The organism is Streptomyces diastaticus subsp. diastaticus (assembly GCF_011170125.1).
GTDB classification, from domain to species: domain Bacteria; phylum Actinomycetota; class Actinomycetes; order Streptomycetales; family Streptomycetaceae; genus Streptomyces; species Streptomyces diastaticus.
This window is the reverse complement of sequence record NZ_BLLN01000002.1, coordinates 612,709-632,249: the sequence shown is the minus strand read 5'-3', so window position 1 is coordinate 632,249 and position 19,541 is coordinate 612,709. Positions and strand designations below refer to the sequence as shown.

Below are 19,541 nucleotides of genomic sequence, written 5' to 3'. Positions count from 1 at the left end.
ACCGGGCTGAGAGGGCGCTGACCTCCGCTGGACGACCGGTCGCCAAGACCGGTCAGGGCCAGGGACATCGCTGCGTCGACCGCCGAACCTGTTACCGGGTAATGCCGGCGTAGGGAGTAGGTCTCATGACCACACAGGACGTACGCACGCCTGCCTCCGAGCAGAAGAACGAGGCCGGGAAGTCCATCGGCTGGCACAAGGCGTACATCGAGGGCTCCCGCCCCGATCTGCGCGTGCCGGTCCGCCAGGTGCACCTCACCAACGGCAACGCCGTCACGCTGTACGACACCTCCGGCCCGTACACCGACCCGGGAGTGGAGACCGACGTCCGCCGGGGTCTGGCGCCCCTGCGGGAGCACTGGATCACCGCGCGCGGCGACACCGAGGAGTACGCGGGGCGCCCCGTCCGCCCGGAGGACGACGGGATCAAGCACACCAGCCCGCGCGGCGGTCTGCGCAACCTCGACGCGGTCTTCCCCGGCCGGCCGCGCAGGCCCCGCCGCGCCGTCCCCGGCCGCGCGGTCACCCAGCTCGCCTACGCGCGGCGCGGCGAAGTGACCCCGGAGATGGAGTACGTGGCCATCCGGGAGAAGCTCGACCCGCGCACCGTCCGCGACGAGATCGCGGCGGGCCGGGCCGTCCTGCCGGCCAACGTCAACCATCCGGAGAGCGAGCCGATGATCATCGGCAAGCGGTTCCTGGTGAAGGTCAACGCCAACATCGGCAACTCGGCGGTCACCTCCTCGATCGAGGAGGAGGTGGAGAAGATGACCTGGGCGACCCGCTGGGGCGCCGACACCGTCATGGACCTCTCGACCGGCCGCAACATCCACACCACCCGCGAGTGGGTGCTGCGCAACTCCCCGGTGCCGATCGGCACCGTTCCGCTCTACCAGGCACTGGAGAAGGTCGACGGCAAGGCCGAGGAGCTGACCTGGGAGGTGTACAAGGACACCGTCATCGAACAGGCCGAGCAGGGCGTCGACTACATGACCGTCCACGCGGGGGTACGGCTCGCCCACGTGCCGCTGACCGCGCGGCGCAAGACCGGCATCGTCTCGCGCGGCGGATCGATCATGGCCGCCTGGTGCCTGGCCCACCACCAGGAGAGTTTCCTCTACACGCGCTTCGAGGAGCTCTGCGAGATCCTCGCCGCCTACGACGTCACCTACTCGCTGGGCGACGGACTGCGGCCCGGCTCGATCGCGGACGCCAACGACGAGGCGCAGTTCGCCGAACTCCGCACCCTCGGCGAGCTGAACACGATCGCCAAGCGGCACCACGTGCAGACCATGATCGAGGGGCCCGGCCACGTGCCCATGCACAAGATCAAGGAGAACATCGATCTCCAGCAGGAGATCTGCGAGGAGGCGCCGTTCTACACCCTCGGCCCGCTCACCACGGACATCGCCCCTGCCTACGACCACATCACCTCGGGCATCGGCGCGGCGATGATCGGCTGGTGGGGTACGGCGATGCTCTGCTACGTCACCCCCAAGGAACACCTCGGCCTGCCCAACCGGGACGACGTGAAGACCGGCGTGATCACCTACAAGATCGCGGCGCACGCGGCCGACCTCGCCAAGGGGCATCCCGGGGCCCAGGAGTGGGACGACGCGCTCTCCGACGCGCGGTTCGAGTTCCGCTGGGAGGACCAGTTCAATCTGGCTCTGGACCCGGACACCGCCCGGGAGTTCCACGACGAGACCCTCCCGGCCGAACCGGCCAAGACGGCGCACTTCTGCTCCATGTGCGGGCCGAAGTTCTGCTCGATGAAGATCAGTCAGGACATCGCGACCCGGTTCGGCGACTCCTCGGACGTGGGGGCGTCCCAGGAGGAGATCGAGGCGGGCATGCTCCAGAAGTCGAAGGAGTTCGCCGAGTCCGGCAACCGGGTCTATCTGCCGTTGGCGGACTGAGTGCCGCAGCGGTGGGGGCGTTTCACGTGAAACACCCCTACCGTCGATGTTTCACGTGAAACGCCCTTCGTGGTCCTGTTTCACGTGAAACGCGGCGAGTGGTCGGCCGGAGCGCCGGAAGCGCCCGGTCGGCCACCGTTCATCCGTGCCCCGGACCGTCGTACTCGGGACCACTGAAGTCCGGGCTGCCGAACTGCGGGCTCTGGTAGGAGGGGCGGGAGCCGGGTCGGCCCTGCCCGCGTTCCGAGGGGCTGCTGAAGCCCGGGCGGCCGTAGCCGAGGTGGGGCATACGATCCGACTCGACGGCCGGGGCGCGGTCCGCCGACTCCACCTCGCCGGCGGGCCTCGTCTCGGGGACCCTCGCCGAGGCTTCGGCGAGGGTGGCGCGGAGGAAGGGCAGGATGCCGCGTTCGGTGAGTGCCCGCTCCCAGGCCTCGGCGGCCTGCCGCACCTCGCCGTGGAGCGGATCGGCCGGCAGCGGGGACACCGGGAAGAGCGCCTTGTTGCGCAGGGCGGTCACCAGAAGGGCCAGGCCGGCGACGAGCAGGGCGGCCGCGGCGAGTGCGGCGAACACCCAGCCCGTCGTGAGCAGCGTCTGCGCGGGCGCCGGTACCGGGTCCAGCATCCGCAGCCCATAGCCGACCAGCAGGAATATGAGGGCCGCCGTGCCGGCGAGGAGCGGGGCGAGGACGGTCAGGACGGCCAGGACGCCCGCGCCGGTGGCCTCGGTCATCTGGCTCACGGCCGTGATCAGACCGCCGGCGTCAGGCGCGGCGGAGCGGTCGTCGCCGGTGGTGGGCCGAGCCGCGGTGGTCTCGCTCAACTCCTCGCGGAGGGCGAGAAGGTGCCGGTACTCGGCCGCGGCCGCCGCGGTGATCGCGGCGCTGTCGCCCAGCGCGAGCTGGCGCAGTTCGGGGAGGGAGGGCCGTGGGCCGGAGTTCGGCGAGGCGGGGCCGCCTCCGTCGTGGGTGATGGTGCGCAGGGCTTCGTCGAGGAGCCGCTCGTACGCGGCCCGGTCCTCGTCCAACAGGTGCGGAGCGCCGTTCATGTGCATCCCCCGAGGTGTCCGTAGGGCATCGCCGCCCGCGACGTCGCGGGCGGGTCGGTGGGAACGGAGGAGAGCCTGCTACGGATATGTCGATGGTAGAGCGGTAACGGCCCGATGTGACAGTGACTTCGCGGAAAAGGGAGGCCGGGCGGCACCTTCCCGTATGCTCACCGGCCCGTACGGCCCCGGCCGGTCCGGGCGGGGCGGGCGCCACTTTCCGGCACGGTACGCCGGGGCGGGACAGCGGCCGTCGGCCGGGGAAGGACTGCTCGGTGGTGGTCGTGAGCGCGGTCGGGCAGTCCCGCGCCGGAGCGGCCGTGGTGCGCCGTGCCGGGGCACCGACCGCCCACGCCGGCCGTGCCGTCCACGGCCCGGGGTCGGCAGGGCCGGTCCGTCCGCCCGGCTCAGTCGGCGAGGGGCAGGCCGCTGACCAGGAGTTTGCCCGCCATGGTGACCCCGCCGTCGAGCGCGACGGCCAGGCCGTCGGCGTAGATGTGCGGCCCGTCGATCTGCGGGCCGCTGTCGGATGAGCCGTCCTCGGAGGAGCCGGACTCCCCCAGCAGATAGGGGATGGGGCTGTGGCCGTGGACGACGCGGCGGCCGCCGTAGACGCCGAGCAGTTCGCGGGCGGCCGAGGCGCCCTCGTCGCGGAAGGCGAACCGCTTGGTGAACTTGCGGAAGAGGTCCCAGCACTCGTCGGCGTCGTTGCGGGTGAGGATGTCGTGAACGGTGTCGTTGACCGCCTCGATGGAGTCGCCGTAGTCCAGATAGGCCGTGGTGTCGGAGTGCAGGAGCAGGTGGTCGTCCTCCTCGACGATGGCGTCGAGCCGGGACATCCACTGGAGGTGGTGGTCCTCCAGCCGCTCCATGTCGCTCTTCTGCCCGCCGTTGAGAAGCCAGGCGGCCTGGAAGGTGGCCGTGCCGGCACCGGAGTCGATCGGGGTGTCGCCGAACCGCTTGGCGCCCAGCAGCAGCAACTCGTGGTTGCCCATCAGGGCCTTGCAGTACCCGCCTGCCGCGGCCGCCTCCGCGGAGAGCCGCATGACCAGCTCGATGACGCCGATGCCGTCGGGGCCGCGGTCGGTGAAGTCGCCCAGGAACCAGACGCGGGCGTTCCCCGCGGACCAGTTGCCGTCGGCGTCGACCAGTCCCTGTGCCTGGAGGGCGGCGAGCAGCTCGTCCAGGTAACCGTGGACGTCTCCCACCGCGTAGAGCGGCCCGAGGCCGTCGGAGGTGGTGCGCGCGGTGGCCTCCTCCGGGGCCACCGTCACCTGCACGGTGTCGCCCCGGTTGATGACCGGGAGGTCCCGCTGGGTCGGGGTGTAGCCGTCCGGTGGTTCCTCGTCGACGGGTGCGGACGTGGCCGGGGGCCCCGCCTGCTGGACGTACGCGGGTACCCGGAAGTCACGCAGTGTCGCCGTGCGCACCGTGGGTCCCTGACTGGCCCCCTGAGTCATCGACCCCTCCACCACCATCGCGCCGCCTCTGCACCGGTTCGGACTGCCTGGTCGCAGCGGCCCGCGGTGTCGTCCGCCCATCATAGGAATGAGGATCGCGCTGTGTGGTGCACCAGGGGTGGTGAATAACGACGGGACCTCTGTTCACCGGGGATTCCTTCCGAATTGGGAGGACTTTTTCCCGGTGCTCCCCGTGTCGCTCACCCCTGCCCTGGGGAGCGGGGAGGATTGACGGTGGTGCGTGGGGAGCGCCGCATCGAGGAGGTCCGGACGATCAGCTCGGTCGGTATCACCTGTTCCACCGGCTGGTCCTGGTTGACGCCCTCGATGGCGTCGATGAGGAGCTGGACGACGGCCGTGCCGATCCGACGCGGTTTGAGGGAGAGCGTGGTGACGGGCGGCTCGGTACTGGCGTAGACGGTGGACTCGCTGCAGCAGACCAGGAGCAGGTCCTCGGGGACGCGCAGACCGTAGCGGCGGGCGGCGGCGAGGAGGTCGGTGCCGTTGGGGTCGAAGAGCCCGTAGACGGCGTCGGGCCGGTCGGGCCGGGCCAGGAGCCGGTCGGCGGCGACGGCGCCGGCGCACGGATCATGTGCCGGATACGCCTCCAGCACCGGGTCCTGGCCGATCCGGGCGCACCAGTCCAGGTAGGCCGAGGTGGAGAGGCGGGTGTACATGTCGGTGGTCGTGCCGGTGAGCAGCCCGATGCGGCGCGCCCCCGCCGCGGCGAGGTGGTCGAGGATGTCGAGGACGGCCGCCTCGTGATCGTTGTCGACCCAGGCCGTGACGGGCAGGGAGCCCGCGGGCCGGCCGTCGGAGACGACGGGGAGTCCCTGGCGGGCGAGTTCGCGGACCACCGGGTCGTCGTCGGCGGGATCGACCACCACGGTGCCGTCGAGTGCCACGTTGGACCAGACGTCGACCGGGCTGAGCCGGGAGGTCGCGGGGAGGATCACCAGGGCGTAGCCGCGGGCGAGAGCGGCGGAGGTGGCGGCCCTGGCCATCTCCGCGAAGTAGGCGAACTCCGTGAAGGTGAAAGGTTCATCCCCGTACGTGGTCACGGTCAGACCGATGAGGCCCGACTTGCCCGTGCGCAGGGTGCGGGCCGCCGCCGAGGGGCGGTAGCCGAGTCGTTCCGCCACCTCCCGGACGTGGCGGCGGGTGGCGTCCGGCAGTCTCCCCTTGCCGTTGAGGGCGTCGGACACGGTTGTGATGGAGACGCCGGCGGCGGCGGCCACATCTCTGATGCCCGCCCGCACTGGCCGGCTTCTCCGACGGGTCGTATCCGTTCGGCTCACCTGGTGCTTCCCTGCTGCTGTCATGGCGAGCCGATAGTAGGGCTCACGGGGGCGGAAGACCCGGATGCATATGCAAGCGTTGACGGTGACGTTTCTGCACGGCGGTTCGTGCTCAACACCAGCTAAATGCAGCGTGGTTGCCGCGCTTGCCCGTTGATTCGCACGCTTCGGAGGAATGACCCCGCTTATCGGATGAGGGGGCGGCGAAGGCCCAACTCACCTTCACGAGGGATGCGCGCCACGGCGCGGGCCACCGGCGCGCGGGGAGATTTCGCGCGCCCTCTCGCCTCGTGCCGCTCGGTGCCCGACGAGCCACGCACCGTGTTCTCCTCGCCGAGGCCCTGCGCCGGGAAGCTCAATCCTCATAAGGTGAGAAGTATTCGAACCGATGATCACGAGGAGGACCGCGGTGAGCGAGTCGACCCCCACGTTGCGTGCGGAGATTGCGGGCATTCCGACCTACAAGCCCGGGAAGCCCGCCTCCGCCTCCGAGGGCCCGGCGGCCTACAAGCTGTCCTCCAACGAGAACCCGTACCCGCCGCTCCCCGGAGTCCTGGAGAGCACGCTGGCCGCCGCCGCTCAGCTCAACCGGTACCCGGACATGGCCTGCACCACGCTGACGGCCGAGCTGGCCGAGCGGTTCGGGGTGCCGCAGGAGCACGTGGCGACGGGGACCGGGTCGGTCGGGGTGGCGCAGCAGTTGCTCCAGGCGACCTCGGGCCCGGGTGACGAAGTGATCTATGCCTGGCGGTCGTTCGAGGCGTACCCGATCATCACGCAGATCAGTGGGGCGAAGTCGGTCCAGGTGCCGCTGACCTCCGGAGAGGTGCACGATCTGGACGCGATGGCTGCGGCGATCACCGACCGCACCCGCCTCATCTTCGTCTGCAACCCCAACAACCCCACGGGCACCGTCGTCCGCCGTGCCGAGCTGGAGCGCTTCCTCGACCAGGTCCCCGGTGACGTGCTGGTCGTGCTGGACGAGGCGTACCGCGAGTTCATCCGGGACGCCGAGGTGCCGGACGGCATCGAGATCTACCGGGACCGGCCGAACGTCGCGGTGCTGCGGACGTTCTCGAAGGCGTACGGCCTGGCCGGGCTGCGGGTCGGCTTCGCCGTCGCCCATGAGCCGGTGGCGGCGGCGCTGCGGAAGACGGCGGTCCCCTTCGGTGTGAGCCAGCTCGCCCAGGACGCGGCCGTGGCCTCGCTGCGCGCGGAGGACGAGCTGCTCGGCCGGGTCGGCGCCCTGGTCGGGGAGCGGGCCCGCGTGGTCTCCGCGCTCCAGGAGCAGGGGTGGACGGTGCCCGAGACGCAGGCCAACTTCGTCTGGATGCGGCTGGGGGAGCGGACGGTCGAGTTCGCCCAGGCCTGCGAGCGGGCCGGGGTCGTGGTCCGGCCGTTCGCCGGCGAGGGTGTGCGGGTCACCGTCGGTGAGCCGGAGGCGAACGATCTCTTCCTGAAGGTGACGGAGGCGTTCCGCAAGAGCGGCTGACGGCCGCCGGCAGGCGCGAGGCGAAGGCGGGGTCCCCGGGAAGGGGGCCCCGCCTTCTGCTCTTGTCAGGTGGTAGGACATAATTGCTTGTGAATGTGAACGCGTTCACAAGCGCATCCTGTATCCCCCGCTTTGCGGAGGATCAACGAGGGCGAAGTGGGCACCGTTCGCGGGTGATCCAAGGAGGAGACGTGGATCTTGCACTGGCGCCGGAAACCCTGTCGCGATGGCAGTTCGGCATCACAACCGTCTACCACTTCCTTTTCGTCCCCCTGACGATCTCGCTGGCCGGACTCACCGCCGGGCTTCAGACCGCATGGGTGCGGACAGGCAAGGAGAAGTACCTCAAGGCAACCAAGTTCTGGGGCAAGCTTTTCCTGATCAACATCGCCCTGGGAGTCGTCACCGGCATCGTCCAGGAGTTCCAGTTCGGTATGAACTGGTCCGACTACTCGCGCTTCGTCGGGGACGTCTTCGGCGCCCCGCTGGCCTTCGAGGCGCTGATCGCCTTCTTCTTCGAGTCGACCTTCATCGGGTTGTGGATCTTCGGCTGGGACAAGCTGCCACCCAAGATCCACCTCGCCTGCATCTGGATGGTCTCCCTCGGCACCATCCTCTCCGCGTACTTCATCCTGGCCGCCAACTCCTGGATGCAGCACCCGGTCGGCTACCGCATCGACGAGGCGACCGGACGTGCCGAGCTGACCGACTTCTGGCTCGTGCTGACCCAGAACACGGCGCTCGCGCAGTTCTTCCACACCATCGCGGCGGCCGTCCTCACCGGCGGCGCGTTCATGGCGGGCATCGCGGCCTACCACCTGATGCGGAAGAAGCACATCGACTCGATGCGGCTCTCCCTTCGTCTGGGCCTGGTCACCGTCGCCGTCGGCGGCCTGCTCACGGCGGTCAGCGGCGACACCCTCGGCAAGATCATGTACGAGCAGCAGCCGATGAAGATGGCGGCGGCCGAAGCGCTCTGGGAGGGCGAGGGGCCCGCGCCGTTCTCCCTCTTCGCCGTCGGTGACGTCGACAAGGGCCACAACGTGGTCGCCGTCGAGGTGCCGGGCCTCCTCTCCTTCCTCGCCCACAGCAACTTCTCCGATCCCGTGCCCGGCATCAACGACATGAACGCCGAGTACCAGGAGAAGTACGGGCCAGGGGACTACCGGCCCAACATCCCGGTCGCCTACTGGGGCTTCCGCTGGATGATCGGCTTCGGCATGGCCTCCTTCGGCATCGGACTGCTCGGCCTCTGGCTCACCCGGAGGAAGTTCCTCCTCCCCCACCGCCTGCGCACCGGCGAGGACGAGGTGCCGAACCTCGTGCTCTTCCGCAACAAGGTGCTGAGCCCTCGCTTCAGCCGCCTCTACTGGCGCCTCACCCTCTGGACGCTGGCTTTCCCGCTGATAGCCAGCTCCTGGGGATGGATCTTCACCGAGATGGGCCGCCAGCCCTGGGCGGTCTACGGGGTCCTGCGCACCTCGGCCTCCGTCTCCCCCGGCGTCTCCCAGGGCGAGGTACTCACCTCGATGATCGTCTTCACCCTGCTCTACGCCGTGCTCGCCGTCATCGAGGTCAGGCTGCTCGTGAAGTACGTCAAGGCCGGACCGCCCGAGCTGACGGAGGCCGACCTCAATCCGCCCAAGAAGATCGGCGGCGACTCGGCCGACGCCGACCGCCCCATGGCCTTCTCGTACTGAGGGAGCGCTGAGGTATGGAACTCCACGACGTCTGGTTCGTCCTGATCGCTGTCCTGTGGACCGGCTACTTCTTCCTGGAAGGCTTCGACTTCGGGGTCGGCGTCCTCACCAAGCTGCTGGCCCGCGACCGGCGGGAGAAGCGCGTCCTCATCAACACCATCGGGCCCGTCTGGGACGGCAACGAGGTGTGGCTGCTCAGCGCCGGCGGCGCGACCTTCGCCGCCTTCCCCGAGTGGTACGCCACGCTCTTCTCCGGCTTCTACCTGCCGCTGCTGCTCATCCTCATCTGTCTCATCATCCGGGGCGTGGCCTTCGAGTACCGCGTCAAGCGGAGCGGGGAGCGGTGGCAGACCAACTGGGAGCACGCCATCTTCTGGTGTTCCCTGCTCCCCGCCTTCCTCTGGGGCGTCGCCTTCGGCAACATCGTGGGCGGCGTGGCGATCGACGCCGACAAGGAGTACGTCGGCGGTGTCCTCGACCTGCTCAATCCGTACGCGCTGCTCGGCGGAGTCGTCACGCTCACCCTCTTCACCTTCCACGGCACGGTCTTCGCCGGACTCAAAACGGTCGGGGAGATACGGGAGCGGGCGCGCGGGCTGGCGCTGCGGCTCGGGGCGGTCACCGCGGTGGCGGCCCTGGGCTTCCTCTTGTGGACCCAGGCCGACCACGGCAAGACCGCCGGGGCCGTCCTGCTGGGGGTCGCGGTGCTCGCACTGCTCGCCGCCCTCGGTGCGGTCGCCAAGGGCAGGGAGGGGTGGGCTTTCGCCCTCTCGGGGCTGACCATCGTGGCCAGCGTGGCGATGCTCTTCGTCTCGCTCTTCCCCGACGTGATGCCGTCCACCCTGGATCCGGAGTGGAGCCTCACCGCTGCCAACTCCGCCTCCAGTCCGTACACGCTGAAGATCATGACCTGGTGTGCGGGGATCGCGACGCCGGTGGTCCTCCTCTACCAGGGGTGGACGTACTGGGTCTTCCGTAAGCGCATCGGCACGCATCACCTCGCCGAGGCCCACTGACCGCTCATGCGGGGGCCGCGGCTTGCGGCTCCGGCTCCCGCACCGGACGGCGCGCCTGCCGTCCGGCCGCCCCCGGAGGGTGTTTCACGTGAAACCTGTCGACCCGCGACTGCTCAGGTACGCCCGCGCCACCAGGTTCTTCCTGGTCGCCGTGGTGGTGCTCGGTGCGGTCGGCGCCGGGCTGGTCATCGCCCAGGCCATGCTCCTCGCCGAACTGATCGTCTCCTCCTTCGAGCAGCGCTACGACACCGGCGACCTGACCACCCCGCTCCTCGTGCTGGTGGCCGTGGCCCTGGGGCGCGCCCTCATCTCCTGGCTGACCGAACTCGCCGCCCACCGTGCCAGCGCCGCCGTCACCTCCGAACTGCGGATGCGGCTGGTGGAACGGGCCGGGCGGCTCGGTCCTGGTTGGCTCTCGGGCCAGCGGACCGGGTCTCTCGTCGCCCTGGCCACCCGCGGCGTGGACGCGCTCGACGACTACTTCGCCCGATACCTGCCGCAGTTGGGGCTGGCCGTCGTCGTGCCGGTCGCGGTGCTCGCCCGGGTCGTCACCGAGGACTGGGTCTCCGCCGCCATCATCGTCGTCACCCTGCCGCTGATACCGGTCTTCATGGCGCTCATCGGCTGGGCGACCCAGTCCCGGATGGACCGGCAGTGGGGCCTGCTGTCGCGGCTCTCCGGTCACTTCCTGGACGTGGTCGCCGGGCTGCCCACCCTCAAGATCTTCGGACGCGCCAAGGCGCAGGCCGAGTCGATCCGCCGCATCACCCACGACTATCGGCGGGCGACCCTGCGCACCCTGCGCATCGCCTTCCTCTCCTCCTTCGCGCTGGAACTGCTGGCCACGCTCTCGGTGGCACTGGTGGCCGTCACCATCGGCATGCGGCTCGTCCACGGCGACATGGATCTGTACACCGGGCTGGTCATCCTGCTTCTGGCCCCCGAGGCGTACCTGCCGCTACGCCAGGTCGGCGCGCAGTACCACGCGGCGGCGGAAGGCCTGGCCGCCGCGGAAGAGGTGTTCGCCGTACTGGAGACCCCCCTGCCGCACACCGGCGAGCTGGCCGCGCCCACGGGCGCCCTCGCCTTCGAGCGGGTGACCGTCCGCTACCCCGGGCGCGGCACGCCCGCCGTCCGTGAGGCCGACTTCTCGGTGGCTCCCGGGGAGACCGTGGCCCTCGTCGGGCCCAGCGGGTGCGGCAAGTCGACGCTGCTCCAGGCAGTCCTGGGCTTCGTCGCCCCGGTCGGCGGGCGGATCACCGTCGGCGGGACCGATCTGGCCGAGGTCGACCGGGAGCAGTGGCACCAGCGCATCGCCTGGGTCCCACAACGCCCTCAGCTCTTCGCGGGCACCATCGCGGAGAACGTCCGGCTGGCCCGCCCCGAGGCCTGTGACGCGGACGTCGCCCGGGCGCTCGAGCAGGCGGGGGCGGAGCACTTCGTGGCGGGCCTTCCCCTGGGCATGGAGACGGAGCTGGGTGAGGAGGGCGCGGGACTCTCCGCCGGCCAGCGCCAACGCATCGCACTGGCCCGGGCGTTCCTCGCGGACCGGCCGATCCTGTTGCTGGACGAGCCGACCGCCGCGCTGGACGGCGCGAGCGAGGAAGCCGTCGTCGAGGCGGTCCGGCGGCTCGCCGTGGGCCGGACGGTGCTGCTGGTGGTGCACCGGCCCGCCCTCCTCGCTGTCGCCGACCGGGTGGTGCGGATGGACGAGGTGACGAAGGTCTCGGCGGGGAAGCGTGAGCGTAGCGTCCCGACGCAGCGCGAAAACTCCTCAGCAGGTGGTTCCCTCGTGTCGGCGGCCGGCTCCATGACGGTGGCGGACGGGCCCCGGGCCCGATCCGGCGCGGACGGCCCGTTGCCCGGCGGCGCGCGTGCGGATGTTCCACGTGAAACCTCGCCTGAGGAGTGGGAGTGGTTCTTCGCGGATGTTTCACGTGAAACATCCGCGACACCGCCCCCGGAGCCTGTGCGCGCTGTTTCACGTGAAACACCGGAGGAGGGCCCCGCTCCGGCCTCCGGGCCGCTCCGAGGCGGCTCCGCCCTGGCCCGAGTGCGGGCCGCAGGACGCACCCGGCGCGGTCACCTGCTGCTCTCCCTCCTGCTGGGCAGCCTGGCGCTCGGCAGCGCGGTGGGCCTCATGGCCACCTCGGGTTATCTGATCTCCCGGGCCTCCCAACAGCCCCCGGTGCTCTACCTGATGATGGCTGTGACGGCGACGCGGGCCTTCGGTATCGGGCGGGCGGTCTTCCGGTACGCGGAACGTCTCGTCTCCCACGACGTGGTCCTGCGGATGCTGGCCGACACCCGGGTCGCGGTGTTCCGGCGGCTTGAGCGGCTCGCCCCCGCCGGTCTGCGGGGCACACGGCGGGGCGATCTGCTCTCGCGCCTGGTCGCGGACGTGGACGCGCTCCAGGACTACTGGCTCCGGTGGCTCCTGCCGGCCGGCTGGGCCGCGCTCGTCTCCGTCGTCTCCGTCCTCTTCGTGACGTGGCTGCTGCCGCCCGCCGGGGCTGTCCTCGCCGTCGGCCTGCTGGCGGCAGGCGTGGGGGTGCCGTTGGTCAGCGGTGCCTTCGCCCGGCGTGCCGAACTGCGGCTGGCGCCGGCGAGGGGAGCGCTGGCCACCCGGGTCACGGAGGTCCTCACCGGCACGGGTGAGCTGACGGTGGCGGGTGCACTGGCCCACCGCACGGCACGGGCCGGCGACGCCGACCGCGAGCTGACCCGCATCCGGGCGCGGGGGGCCACGGCCAACGCCCTCGGCTCCGGTCTGACGGCGATGGTCACGGGGCTGACCACGGTGGCCGCGGCGTACGTCGGTGTCCGGGGGGTGAGTGCGGGTGCCCTGGACGGGGTGGCGCTGGCCGTGGTGGTGCTGACGCCGCTCGCCGCCTTCGAGGCGGTGACCGGGCTTCCGCTCGCCGTCCAGTTCCGGCAACGGGTGCGCCGTAGCGCCGAACGGGTCCACGAGGTGCTGGACGCCCCCATACCGGTCGACGAACCCGAGACCGCCGGGACGGCGCCGGCAAGTCCGTTCCCGGTGGAGCTACGTGGCGTGGACGCCCGGTATCCCGGACAGGCGCGCGATGCGCTGAGCGGGATCGACCTGACCGTGTCCGAGGGGCGCCGGATCGCCGTGGTGGGACCGTCCGGTTCCGGCAAGACCACGCTGGCCCACCTCCTCCTGCGCTTCCTCGACGCCCGCGCCGGGAGTCACACGCTCGCCGGTACGTCAGCGACGGAGCTGGCCGGGGACGACGTACGACGCCTGGTCGGGCTCTGCGCGCAGGACGCCCACGTCTTCGACAGCACCCTGCGGGAGAACCTCCTCCTCGCCGACCGCTCCGCGTCCGAGGAGCGGCTCCGCGAGGCGCTGGCGCAGGCCCGGCTGCTGGAGTGGGCCGAAACGCTGCCCGACGGGCTGGACACCCCGGTCGGGGAGCACGGCGCGCGGCTCTCCGGCGGGCAGCGGCAGCGGCTTGCGCTGGCCCGGGCGCTGCTGGCCGACTTCCCGCTCCTGGTGCTCGACGAGCCGACCGAACACCTCGATCTGGAGACCGGCGACCGCCTCACCGCCGACCTGCTGGCCGCGACCCGGGGGCGTACCACCCTCCTCATCACCCACCGGCTCACCGGGCTGGAAGCGGTCGACGAGATCCTCGTGCTGGAGGCGGGCCGGATCGTGCAGCGCGGCACGTACGAGGAGCTGAGCACGGAGGACGGGCCGTTCCGCCGGCTACGGGAGCGGGAGCGATCCACGGACGCTCTGCTGCTGGGACGGTCGGAGGTGGCGGCGTGAGTCGCGTATTCGGGCCGGCGGAGCCCAGCACGGCAGGTTGCCATCCAGCCGTCACCCACCGCGCGCATGACGCGCCGTCCATGCCGCCCACCGCCGGGAACGGCACCGGCTCGCTCTCTGGCGACGCCCCCGCGGCCCCTCCTGGGCCGCACGGGATGACCGCCGAGCCAGCCGTCCGCATCCCCCGGTTACTCGAAGCGATGCGTTCGGCCGGGACGGGAACCGAGCCGCACCACACGCTGGACAGGCTCGGTGAGACCGCCGCGGAACTGTGCGGCGCGCGGTACGCGGCGATCGGTGTCCTCGCCGGGGACGGCAGGGAGCTGTCGGACTTCGTCCGCCACGACGTGGTCGACGCCACGGCCCGTGTCCTCGGCCACCTCCCCGGCGGTCAGCGGGGACTGCTCGGAGCGCCGGTCCACGATTCGGGCCCGGTACGCCTCGCCGTCCTCACCACCGACCCGCGGTCCTGCGGGTTCCCGCCTCACCACCCGGGGAACACCTTTATCGGCGTGCCCGTCCGCGTCGCCGACGGGATCTTCGGCAACCTCTGCCTGGCGGAGAAGCAGGACGGCGCCGAGTTCACCGAGGAGGACCTCCAGGTCCTGCGGGTGTTGGCGACCGAGGCCGGTATCGCCGTCGGCAACGCCCGGCTGCACGTGGCCGCCAGGCAGCGCGAACGATGGATCAACGGATCCGTCGCCGTCATCACCGCCCTGCTCTCCGGCGGTGACGCCGACGAGGTCCTGGCCGTCGTGGCCGAGCAGGCGCGCCACCTCGCCGACGCCCAGGCAGGCATCGTCCTGCTGGCCACCGAGGAAGGCAGCATGGAGACCGTCGCCGCTTCCTCGCGTGCCGGCGAAGCCGGTGGCGCCATGGGTTTGGTGATCCCCGCCGACAGCGAGCTGGTCCGCGAACTGCTCGCCGGCCGGCCGGTCCTGGTGGAGGACGCCACCAGTGACCCCCGGGTCCGTACCGAGGCCGGCGCCGGGTTCGGTCCGAGCATGATGCTGCCCTTGGTCTGCGACGACCGGGTGCTGGGCGCCCTGGCCACCCCGCGCTCCGTCGGCGCGCGCCACTTCACCGAGGCGGAACAAGCACTGGCCGCCCGGTTCGCCACCCAGGCGGCGCCGGCCCTGCGCATGGCCGAGGCCCAGCGGGACCGTGAGCGTCTCGCCGTCCTGGAGGACCGCGACCGGATCGCCCGCGACCTGCACGACCTGGTGATCCAGCGTCTCTTCGCCACCGGCATGATGCTGGAGACGGCCCAGCGCCGCTCCGGCGTCCCCACGGTCCAGGAGGGGCTCGGCAGGGCGGTGCACGAACTCGACGTCACCATCCAGGAGATCCGTGCCGCGATCTTCGCCCTCCAGCCGGGGCCCGCCGACGCCCCGGCCGGACTGCGTACCCGCATCCTGCGCGAGATCAGCCTGGCCGCCGTGCCGTTGGGCTTCACCCCGGCCCACCGGATCCTCGGCCCCCTCGACACGCTCGTGGGCGAGACCACCGGCAGGAACCTCGTCGCCGCCCTCCGCGAGGCGCTCTCCAACGTCTTCCGCCACTCCGGCGCCGGCCGCGTCGAGGTCGTGGTCGACGCCGGCCACACCCTGCCCGACGGCGCGCCGGGAGTCCGCCTCACCGTGGCCGACGACGGAGTCGGCATCGCGGAGGGAGGGCGCCGCAGCGGCCTGCGCAATCTCCAGCGGCGCGCCGAATCCCTCGGGGGCACGAGCTGGTACGGCCCGGGCATCGGCGAGGACGGAGCGGGAACGTCGGTGGTCTGGGAGGCCGCGCTGTAGCGGAGGCCGTGCCTGCCGGCCACCACCCTGTTCAGCGGTACGCACCTGCTCCGTACGGGGCACGCCGTCCCTCGCCCGTACGAGTCCGGCGAGAGCGCGCCGGGCGGCGCGGGCAACGATCCGGGCATGAGCTCCCGAGACCGCCGCCACCTGTTCCTTCCGGTCCTGTGTGCGCTGCTCGCCCTCGGGTACCTCGCCCCGAACGACGCGAGCGGCGACACTCCCCCCGACCCCGGGGCGGAGGTCGCGCGGCTCTACGAGGAGGCATCCGCCGCGACGCAGCGGTACGAGGCCGGACTCCGGGCCTCCCGTGCGCAACGGCGCGAGGCGCGGCGGCTGGAGAAGCGCCTCGCCGAGGAGCGTCGCGTCCTCGCCGCCTACCGGGCCGACCTGGGGCGGATCGCCAGCGCCCAGTACCGCGCGGGCTCCGGGCTGCCGTACACCGCCCGGCTGCTGCTGACGGACGACCCCGTCGCCCTCCTGCGCAGTCAGCACGCCGCCAGCCAGGCCGACCTGGCGGTCACCAACGCGGTCGGTCGTACCCAGCGGGCCGAGCGGAGGCTGGCCGAGGGCGAGCGGAGCGCCGCCAAGGTCTCCCGGACGCTGGCCCGTCGCGCCGACGAACTGGGCAGGCTCAAGACACGTATCGAAGGCCGGCTACGCGACGCACAGCAGCGGCTGGAGCGGCAGGCCGAGACCACGGTCACCGCCGGCAGGTGCCGGGGAGCCGTCCGCCTCGGCACCGCCGGCAGTCCGGCTCGCACGGGACGGCCCTGGATGACCCCGGTGCGCTCCTACACGCTCTCGGCCGGCTTCGGTGGAGAGGGCGCCCGGTGGGCCCACCGGCACAGCGGTCAGGACTTCGCCGTCGACACGGGAACCCCGGTCCGCGCGATCGGCGCCGGGCGGGTCATCCGGGTCGCCTGCGGCGGCGCGTACGGCATCGAGGTCGTGGTGCGGCACGACGGCGGCTACTACTCGCAGTACGCGCACCTCTCGGCGCCCGCCGTCGACCAGGGGGACCGGGTCCGGGCCGGGGACTGGATCGGACAGTCCGGCAGCACCGGGAACTCGACCGGGCCCCACCTGCACTTCGAGATCCGGCTGACCCCGTACTACGGGTCGGCGGTCGACCCCGGCCCGTGGTTCGCGGAACGCGGCGTCACCCTCTGAGCGGCTCCGGCACCTCAGCCGTCCGCGAGGATGCGCTCGATGACCAGGGCCACGCCGTCCTCGTTGTTCTCCCGCGTGGTGCCGGTGGCGGCGGCCAGGACATCGGGGTGGGCGTTGCCCATGGCGTAGGAGGAACCGGCCCAGCTCAGCATCTCGATGTCGTTCGGCATGTCGCCGAAGGCGGCCACCTCCTCCTGGCGGATGCCGCGCTCCGCGCAGCTCAGTGCCAGGGTGCTCGCCTTCGATACGCCGTGCGCACTGATCTCCAGCAGCGCGGTGGGGCTCGACCTGGTCACCGACACCAGGTCGCCGACGAGGGACCGGGCCTGGGCCAGGAACGCGTCGGGCGCCAGGTCGCCGTGGTGGGCGAGGAGCTTGAGGACCGGCTGGGGCCTGGGGCCGGTGGGCTCGGCCAGCAGCTTCTCGGCGGGGGCGACGCCCTGCGCCGGGTCCAGGTGCAGCGGCGGGTAGCCCAGCTCGTGGAAGAGGCCGCTGGTGCGCTCCACCGCGAAGCTGGTGCCGGGCGCGTGGGCGCGCAGGGCCGCCACGACCGCGAGCGCCGTCTCCTCCGGCAGCGGGCGGACGCGGACGAAGCGCGGGCGCCCCTCCTCGTCGTCCGTAGCGAGGTCGACGACGGCGGCGCCGTTTCCGCAGATGGCGAGCGAGTCGCCGCGGGCGTGGTCGCGGACCACCTCCATCCACCGGGCCGGCCGTCCGGTCACGAAGAGCACGTGGATCCCCGCCCGCGCCGCGGCGTCGAGGGCGGCACTGGTCCGCGGGGAGATCGTCTTGTCGTCGCGGAGCAGTGTGCCGTCGAGGTCCGTGGCGATCAGACGGATCGGGGCGGAGGGGGCGGCCGGGGTCCGTGGCAACGGCGTCACTGAGGTCACCCTTCGATTGTGGCGCATATGCCAGCACGCGTGTGCGGGGCTTCGCACAGATGAGTGCTTTCCGTCGGTCGGGCACCCGGATGGCTGAAACCAGGCCGGGCCCGCGCCCCGTGTACGCCGCCCCGGCGGTGCCTCCCCGCACGCCCGCCAGGCCCTGGTGCCGCCCGCGTAGGCTCGGGCGCATGAGCCTGCGACTGAGCACCGTGATCCTTCCCGTCGACCGCTGGCACGAAGGCGGCCGCGCCAAGTGGCAGCGCGCCGAGGAGCTGGGCTTCCACACCGCGTACACCTATGACCACCTCTCGTGGCGGTCGTTCCGCGACGGTCCGTGGTTCGGCGCACTGCCGACGCTGACCGCCGCCGCGACCGCCACCGACCGGCTGCGGCTGGGCACGCTGGTGACCTCGCCCAACTTCCGGCACCCGGTGACCCTCGCCAAGGAGCTGATCTCCCTCGACGACGTCTCCGGCGGACGGATCACCCTCGGTATCGGCGCCGGCGGCAGCGGCTTCGACGCCACGGCGCTCGGGCAGGAGCTGTGGACGCCCCGGGAACGCGCGGACCGCTTCGCCGAGTTCGTGCCGCTGCTCGACCGGCTGCTGACGGAGGACGCCGTCTCGCAGCGTGGCACCTTCTACTCCGCCGAGGAGGCGCGCGACATCCCCGGCTGTGTCCAGCGGCCCCGGCTGCCCTTCGCGGTCGCCGCGACCGGTCCGCGCGGCCTGCGGCTGGCGGCCCGGCACGGGCAGGCGTGGGTGACGACCGGTGACCCGAGGAGCAATGAGGAGGGAACCCCGGAGCAGGCCACCGAGGCGCTGCGGGGCCAGATCGCACGGCTCGGGACCGCGTGCGAGGAGGCCGGGCGCGACGTGGCCGGCCTGGAGAAGATCCTGCTCACCGGGTTCACGCCGGAGGGTTCCCGGCTGCTGGACTCCGTCGACGCCTTCGTGGAGTTCGCCGGGCGCCATCAGGAACTGGGCTTCACCGAGATCGTCGTCCACTGGCCGATCGCCGACTCGGACTTCGCCGCCGACCAGGCCGTCTTCGAGAAGATCGCCGCCGAGGCGGCCGCGCAGCTCTCCTGATCGGGGGAGCCCTCCGCGGTGTTGGGCAGCGTCGAGCAGGGAGACGGTGGAAGCGTCCGACCTCGCCCTTGATCCGCGGTCGCCAGTGCCTGGCCCAGCGGTGGCTGGTGGCCAGGTCGTGGTGGGTGCGGCGCCCGGTGTCCTCGCTGTAGGCCCAGGCGTTGTCGGTGAGACCCGTTCGGTCGTGATGTCGCGTGCGGCGACCGGGCGGTGGCCCGCGTGAGGAAGCCGGCGCAGGTGGCGGCGGTCTCGTCGGGCAGGTCCTCGGTGGGGGCGAGACGGGTGTGGTCGTTCGGGACGGTGTGCAGGTGCCCGTGTCCCGCGCCGTGGCGGCGACTCCTCGTCCGGACTGTCGGCTGTCCTGCCGAGGACCTTGCGGCGGCCGCCGCCGTCGGGGATGCGTCCGGGCTTCTTGGCGCCGGTGTGGACCAGTTCTCCAGGCCGGGAGCGTTCATGGCGGCGCACGGGTTCGCCGGTGGCGCGGTCCTGCGAGGACAGGGCGGGCAGGTGGTTGCGACGAGGATGCGGTGGGCGGTGGAGGCGGCGATGCCGCGTCGGGCGGCCGACCGTACCGGTCCGATCCGGTGCTCGCGCCGCGGCCGCAGGACCTGACGCGCGACCGGGGCAGACGTCTGGCGCGGGCTGTGGTGAGGGCGGCTGGAGCGGTCGTGCCTCCCGGGCCCGCCCGTCTGCCGGCAGCGGGTGACCCCGCGGACGGCGTGGTGTGGCAGGCGGTGGTGTGGCTGACCCGGAAGCGTTCCGCAGTCCGCCGCGGCGGCCGGCCGTCGTCCACGACACACCGGGCCGGACGCAGCCTGCCGGTCGGGTACAGCGGAGCATCACGGGGGGACGCGAGGGCCTCCTG

General features: G+C 71.9%; 12 protein-coding genes and 1 pseudogene. 8 read left to right on the top strand and 5 right to left on the bottom strand.

Going from position 1 to position 19,541, the window contains the following annotated elements:
* The first annotated feature begins 125 nt into the window (after window positions 1-125).
* Window positions 126-1,919, top strand: a complete 1,794-nt coding sequence (gene thiC / locus Sdia_RS04665; protein WP_189500054.1) for a phosphomethylpyrimidine synthase ThiC — start codon at window positions 126-128, stop codon at window positions 1,917-1,919.
* A gap of 139 nt (window positions 1,920-2,058) precedes the next feature.
* Here thiC and Sdia_RS04660 read toward each other — a convergent pair whose 3' ends face one another.
* The 3 genes from Sdia_RS04660 to Sdia_RS04650 all read right to left on the bottom strand — a co-directional run bounded on the left by Sdia_RS04660 (window position 2,059) and on the right by Sdia_RS04650 (window position 5,746).
* The gene (locus Sdia_RS04660) at window positions 2,059-2,973 is read right to left on the bottom strand and encodes a hypothetical protein (RefSeq protein ID WP_189500053.1); all 915 of its coding nucleotides are present in this window, start codon (window positions 2,971-2,973) and stop codon (window positions 2,059-2,061) included.
* A gap of 398 nt (window positions 2,974-3,371) precedes the next feature.
* Window positions 3,372-4,442, bottom strand: a complete 1,071-nt coding sequence (locus Sdia_RS04655) for a metallophosphoesterase (protein ID WP_181844066.1) — start codon at window positions 4,440-4,442, stop codon at window positions 3,372-3,374.
* Between the two features lie 182 nt (window positions 4,443-4,624).
* Window positions 4,625-5,746: a LacI family DNA-binding transcriptional regulator gene (locus tag Sdia_RS04650; RefSeq protein ID WP_100457478.1), complete on the bottom strand. Its 1,122-nt coding sequence runs from the start codon at window positions 5,744-5,746 to the stop codon at window positions 4,625-4,627.
* Between the two features lie 385 nt (window positions 5,747-6,131).
* Between Sdia_RS04650 and hisC the strand changes: the two genes are divergently transcribed.
* The 6 genes from hisC to Sdia_RS04620 all read left to right on the top strand — a co-directional run bounded on the left by hisC (window position 6,132) and on the right by Sdia_RS04620 (window position 16,701).
* Window positions 6,132-7,214, top strand: a complete 1,083-nt coding sequence (gene hisC / locus Sdia_RS04645) for a histidinol-phosphate transaminase (protein ID WP_189500052.1) — start codon at window positions 6,132-6,134, stop codon at window positions 7,212-7,214.
* A gap of 191 nt (window positions 7,215-7,405) precedes the next feature.
* Window positions 7,406-8,914: a cytochrome ubiquinol oxidase subunit I gene (locus tag Sdia_RS04640; RefSeq protein WP_100457480.1), complete on the top strand. Its 1,509-nt coding sequence runs from the start codon at window positions 7,406-7,408 to the stop codon at window positions 8,912-8,914.
* 14 nt (window positions 8,915-8,928) lie between these two features.
* Window positions 8,929-9,930 (top strand): cytochrome d ubiquinol oxidase subunit II, encoded by a 1,002-nt coding sequence (gene cydB, locus Sdia_RS04635; protein WP_100457481.1) that lies wholly within the window; start codon window positions 8,929-8,931, stop codon window positions 9,928-9,930.
* 88 nt (window positions 9,931-10,018) lie between these two features.
* Window positions 10,019-13,729, top strand: coding sequence for a thiol reductant ABC exporter subunit CydD (gene cydD / locus Sdia_RS04630; protein ID WP_189500051.1), 3,711 nt, complete (start codon window positions 10,019-10,021; stop codon window positions 13,727-13,729).
* An 80-nt stretch (window positions 13,730-13,809) separates the two neighbouring features.
* Complete coding sequence (locus tag Sdia_RS04625; protein ID WP_189500050.1) at window positions 13,810-15,528, top strand: GAF domain-containing sensor histidine kinase; 1,719 nt, start codon at window positions 13,810-13,812, stop codon at window positions 15,526-15,528.
* 126 nt (window positions 15,529-15,654) lie between these two features.
* Window positions 15,655-16,701, top strand: a complete 1,047-nt coding sequence (locus Sdia_RS04620) for a murein hydrolase activator EnvC family protein (RefSeq protein ID WP_189400792.1) — start codon at window positions 15,655-15,657, stop codon at window positions 16,699-16,701.
* A gap of 14 nt (window positions 16,702-16,715) precedes the next feature.
* On the opposite strand, the gene Sdia_RS04615 is transcribed toward Sdia_RS04620, so the two are convergent.
* Window positions 16,716-17,609 (bottom strand): Cof-type HAD-IIB family hydrolase, encoded by an 894-nt coding sequence (locus tag Sdia_RS04615; protein WP_124287445.1) that lies wholly within the window; start codon window positions 17,607-17,609, stop codon window positions 16,716-16,718.
* Between the two features lie 164 nt (window positions 17,610-17,773).
* Here Sdia_RS04615 and Sdia_RS04610 point away from each other — a divergent pair, with 164 nt between their 5' ends.
* Window positions 17,774-18,676, top strand: a complete 903-nt coding sequence (locus Sdia_RS04610) for an LLM class flavin-dependent oxidoreductase (RefSeq protein ID WP_100457486.1) — start codon at window positions 17,774-17,776, stop codon at window positions 18,674-18,676.
* A 43-nt stretch (window positions 18,677-18,719) separates the two neighbouring features.
* Here the strand turns inward: Sdia_RS04610 and Sdia_RS04605 are convergent.
* Window positions 18,720-19,508 (bottom strand): annotated as a pseudogene (locus tag Sdia_RS04605) (transposase family protein); the annotation flags it as partial.
* Window positions 19,509-19,541: the final 33 nt, after the last annotated feature.

Coding starts and splice junctions, on each gene's coding strand:
- thiC (WP_189500054.1), top strand. CDS start 126: ATGACCACACAGGACGTACGCACGCCTGCCTCCGAGCAGAAGAACGAG.
- Sdia_RS04660 (WP_189500053.1), bottom strand. CDS start 2,973: ATGCACATGAACGGCGCTCCGCACCTGTTGGACGAGGACCGGGCCGCG.
- Sdia_RS04655 (WP_181844066.1), bottom strand. CDS start 4,442: ATGGTGGTGGAGGGGTCGATGACTCAGGGGGCCAGTCAGGGACCCACG.
- Sdia_RS04650 (WP_100457478.1), bottom strand. CDS start 5,746: ATGACAGCAGCAGGGAAGCACCAGGTGAGCCGAACGGATACGACCCGT.
- cydB (WP_100457481.1), top strand. CDS start 8,929: ATGGAACTCCACGACGTCTGGTTCGTCCTGATCGCTGTCCTGTGGACC.
- Sdia_RS04625 (WP_189500050.1), top strand. CDS start 13,810: ATGCCGCCCACCGCCGGGAACGGCACCGGCTCGCTCTCTGGCGACGCC.
- Sdia_RS04620 (WP_189400792.1), top strand. CDS start 15,655: ATGAGCTCCCGAGACCGCCGCCACCTGTTCCTTCCGGTCCTGTGTGCG.
- Sdia_RS04615 (WP_124287445.1), bottom strand. CDS start 17,609: ATGCGCCACAATCGAAGGGTGACCTCAGTGACGCCGTTGCCACGGACC.
- Sdia_RS04610 (WP_100457486.1), top strand. CDS start 17,774: ATGAGCCTGCGACTGAGCACCGTGATCCTTCCCGTCGACCGCTGGCAC.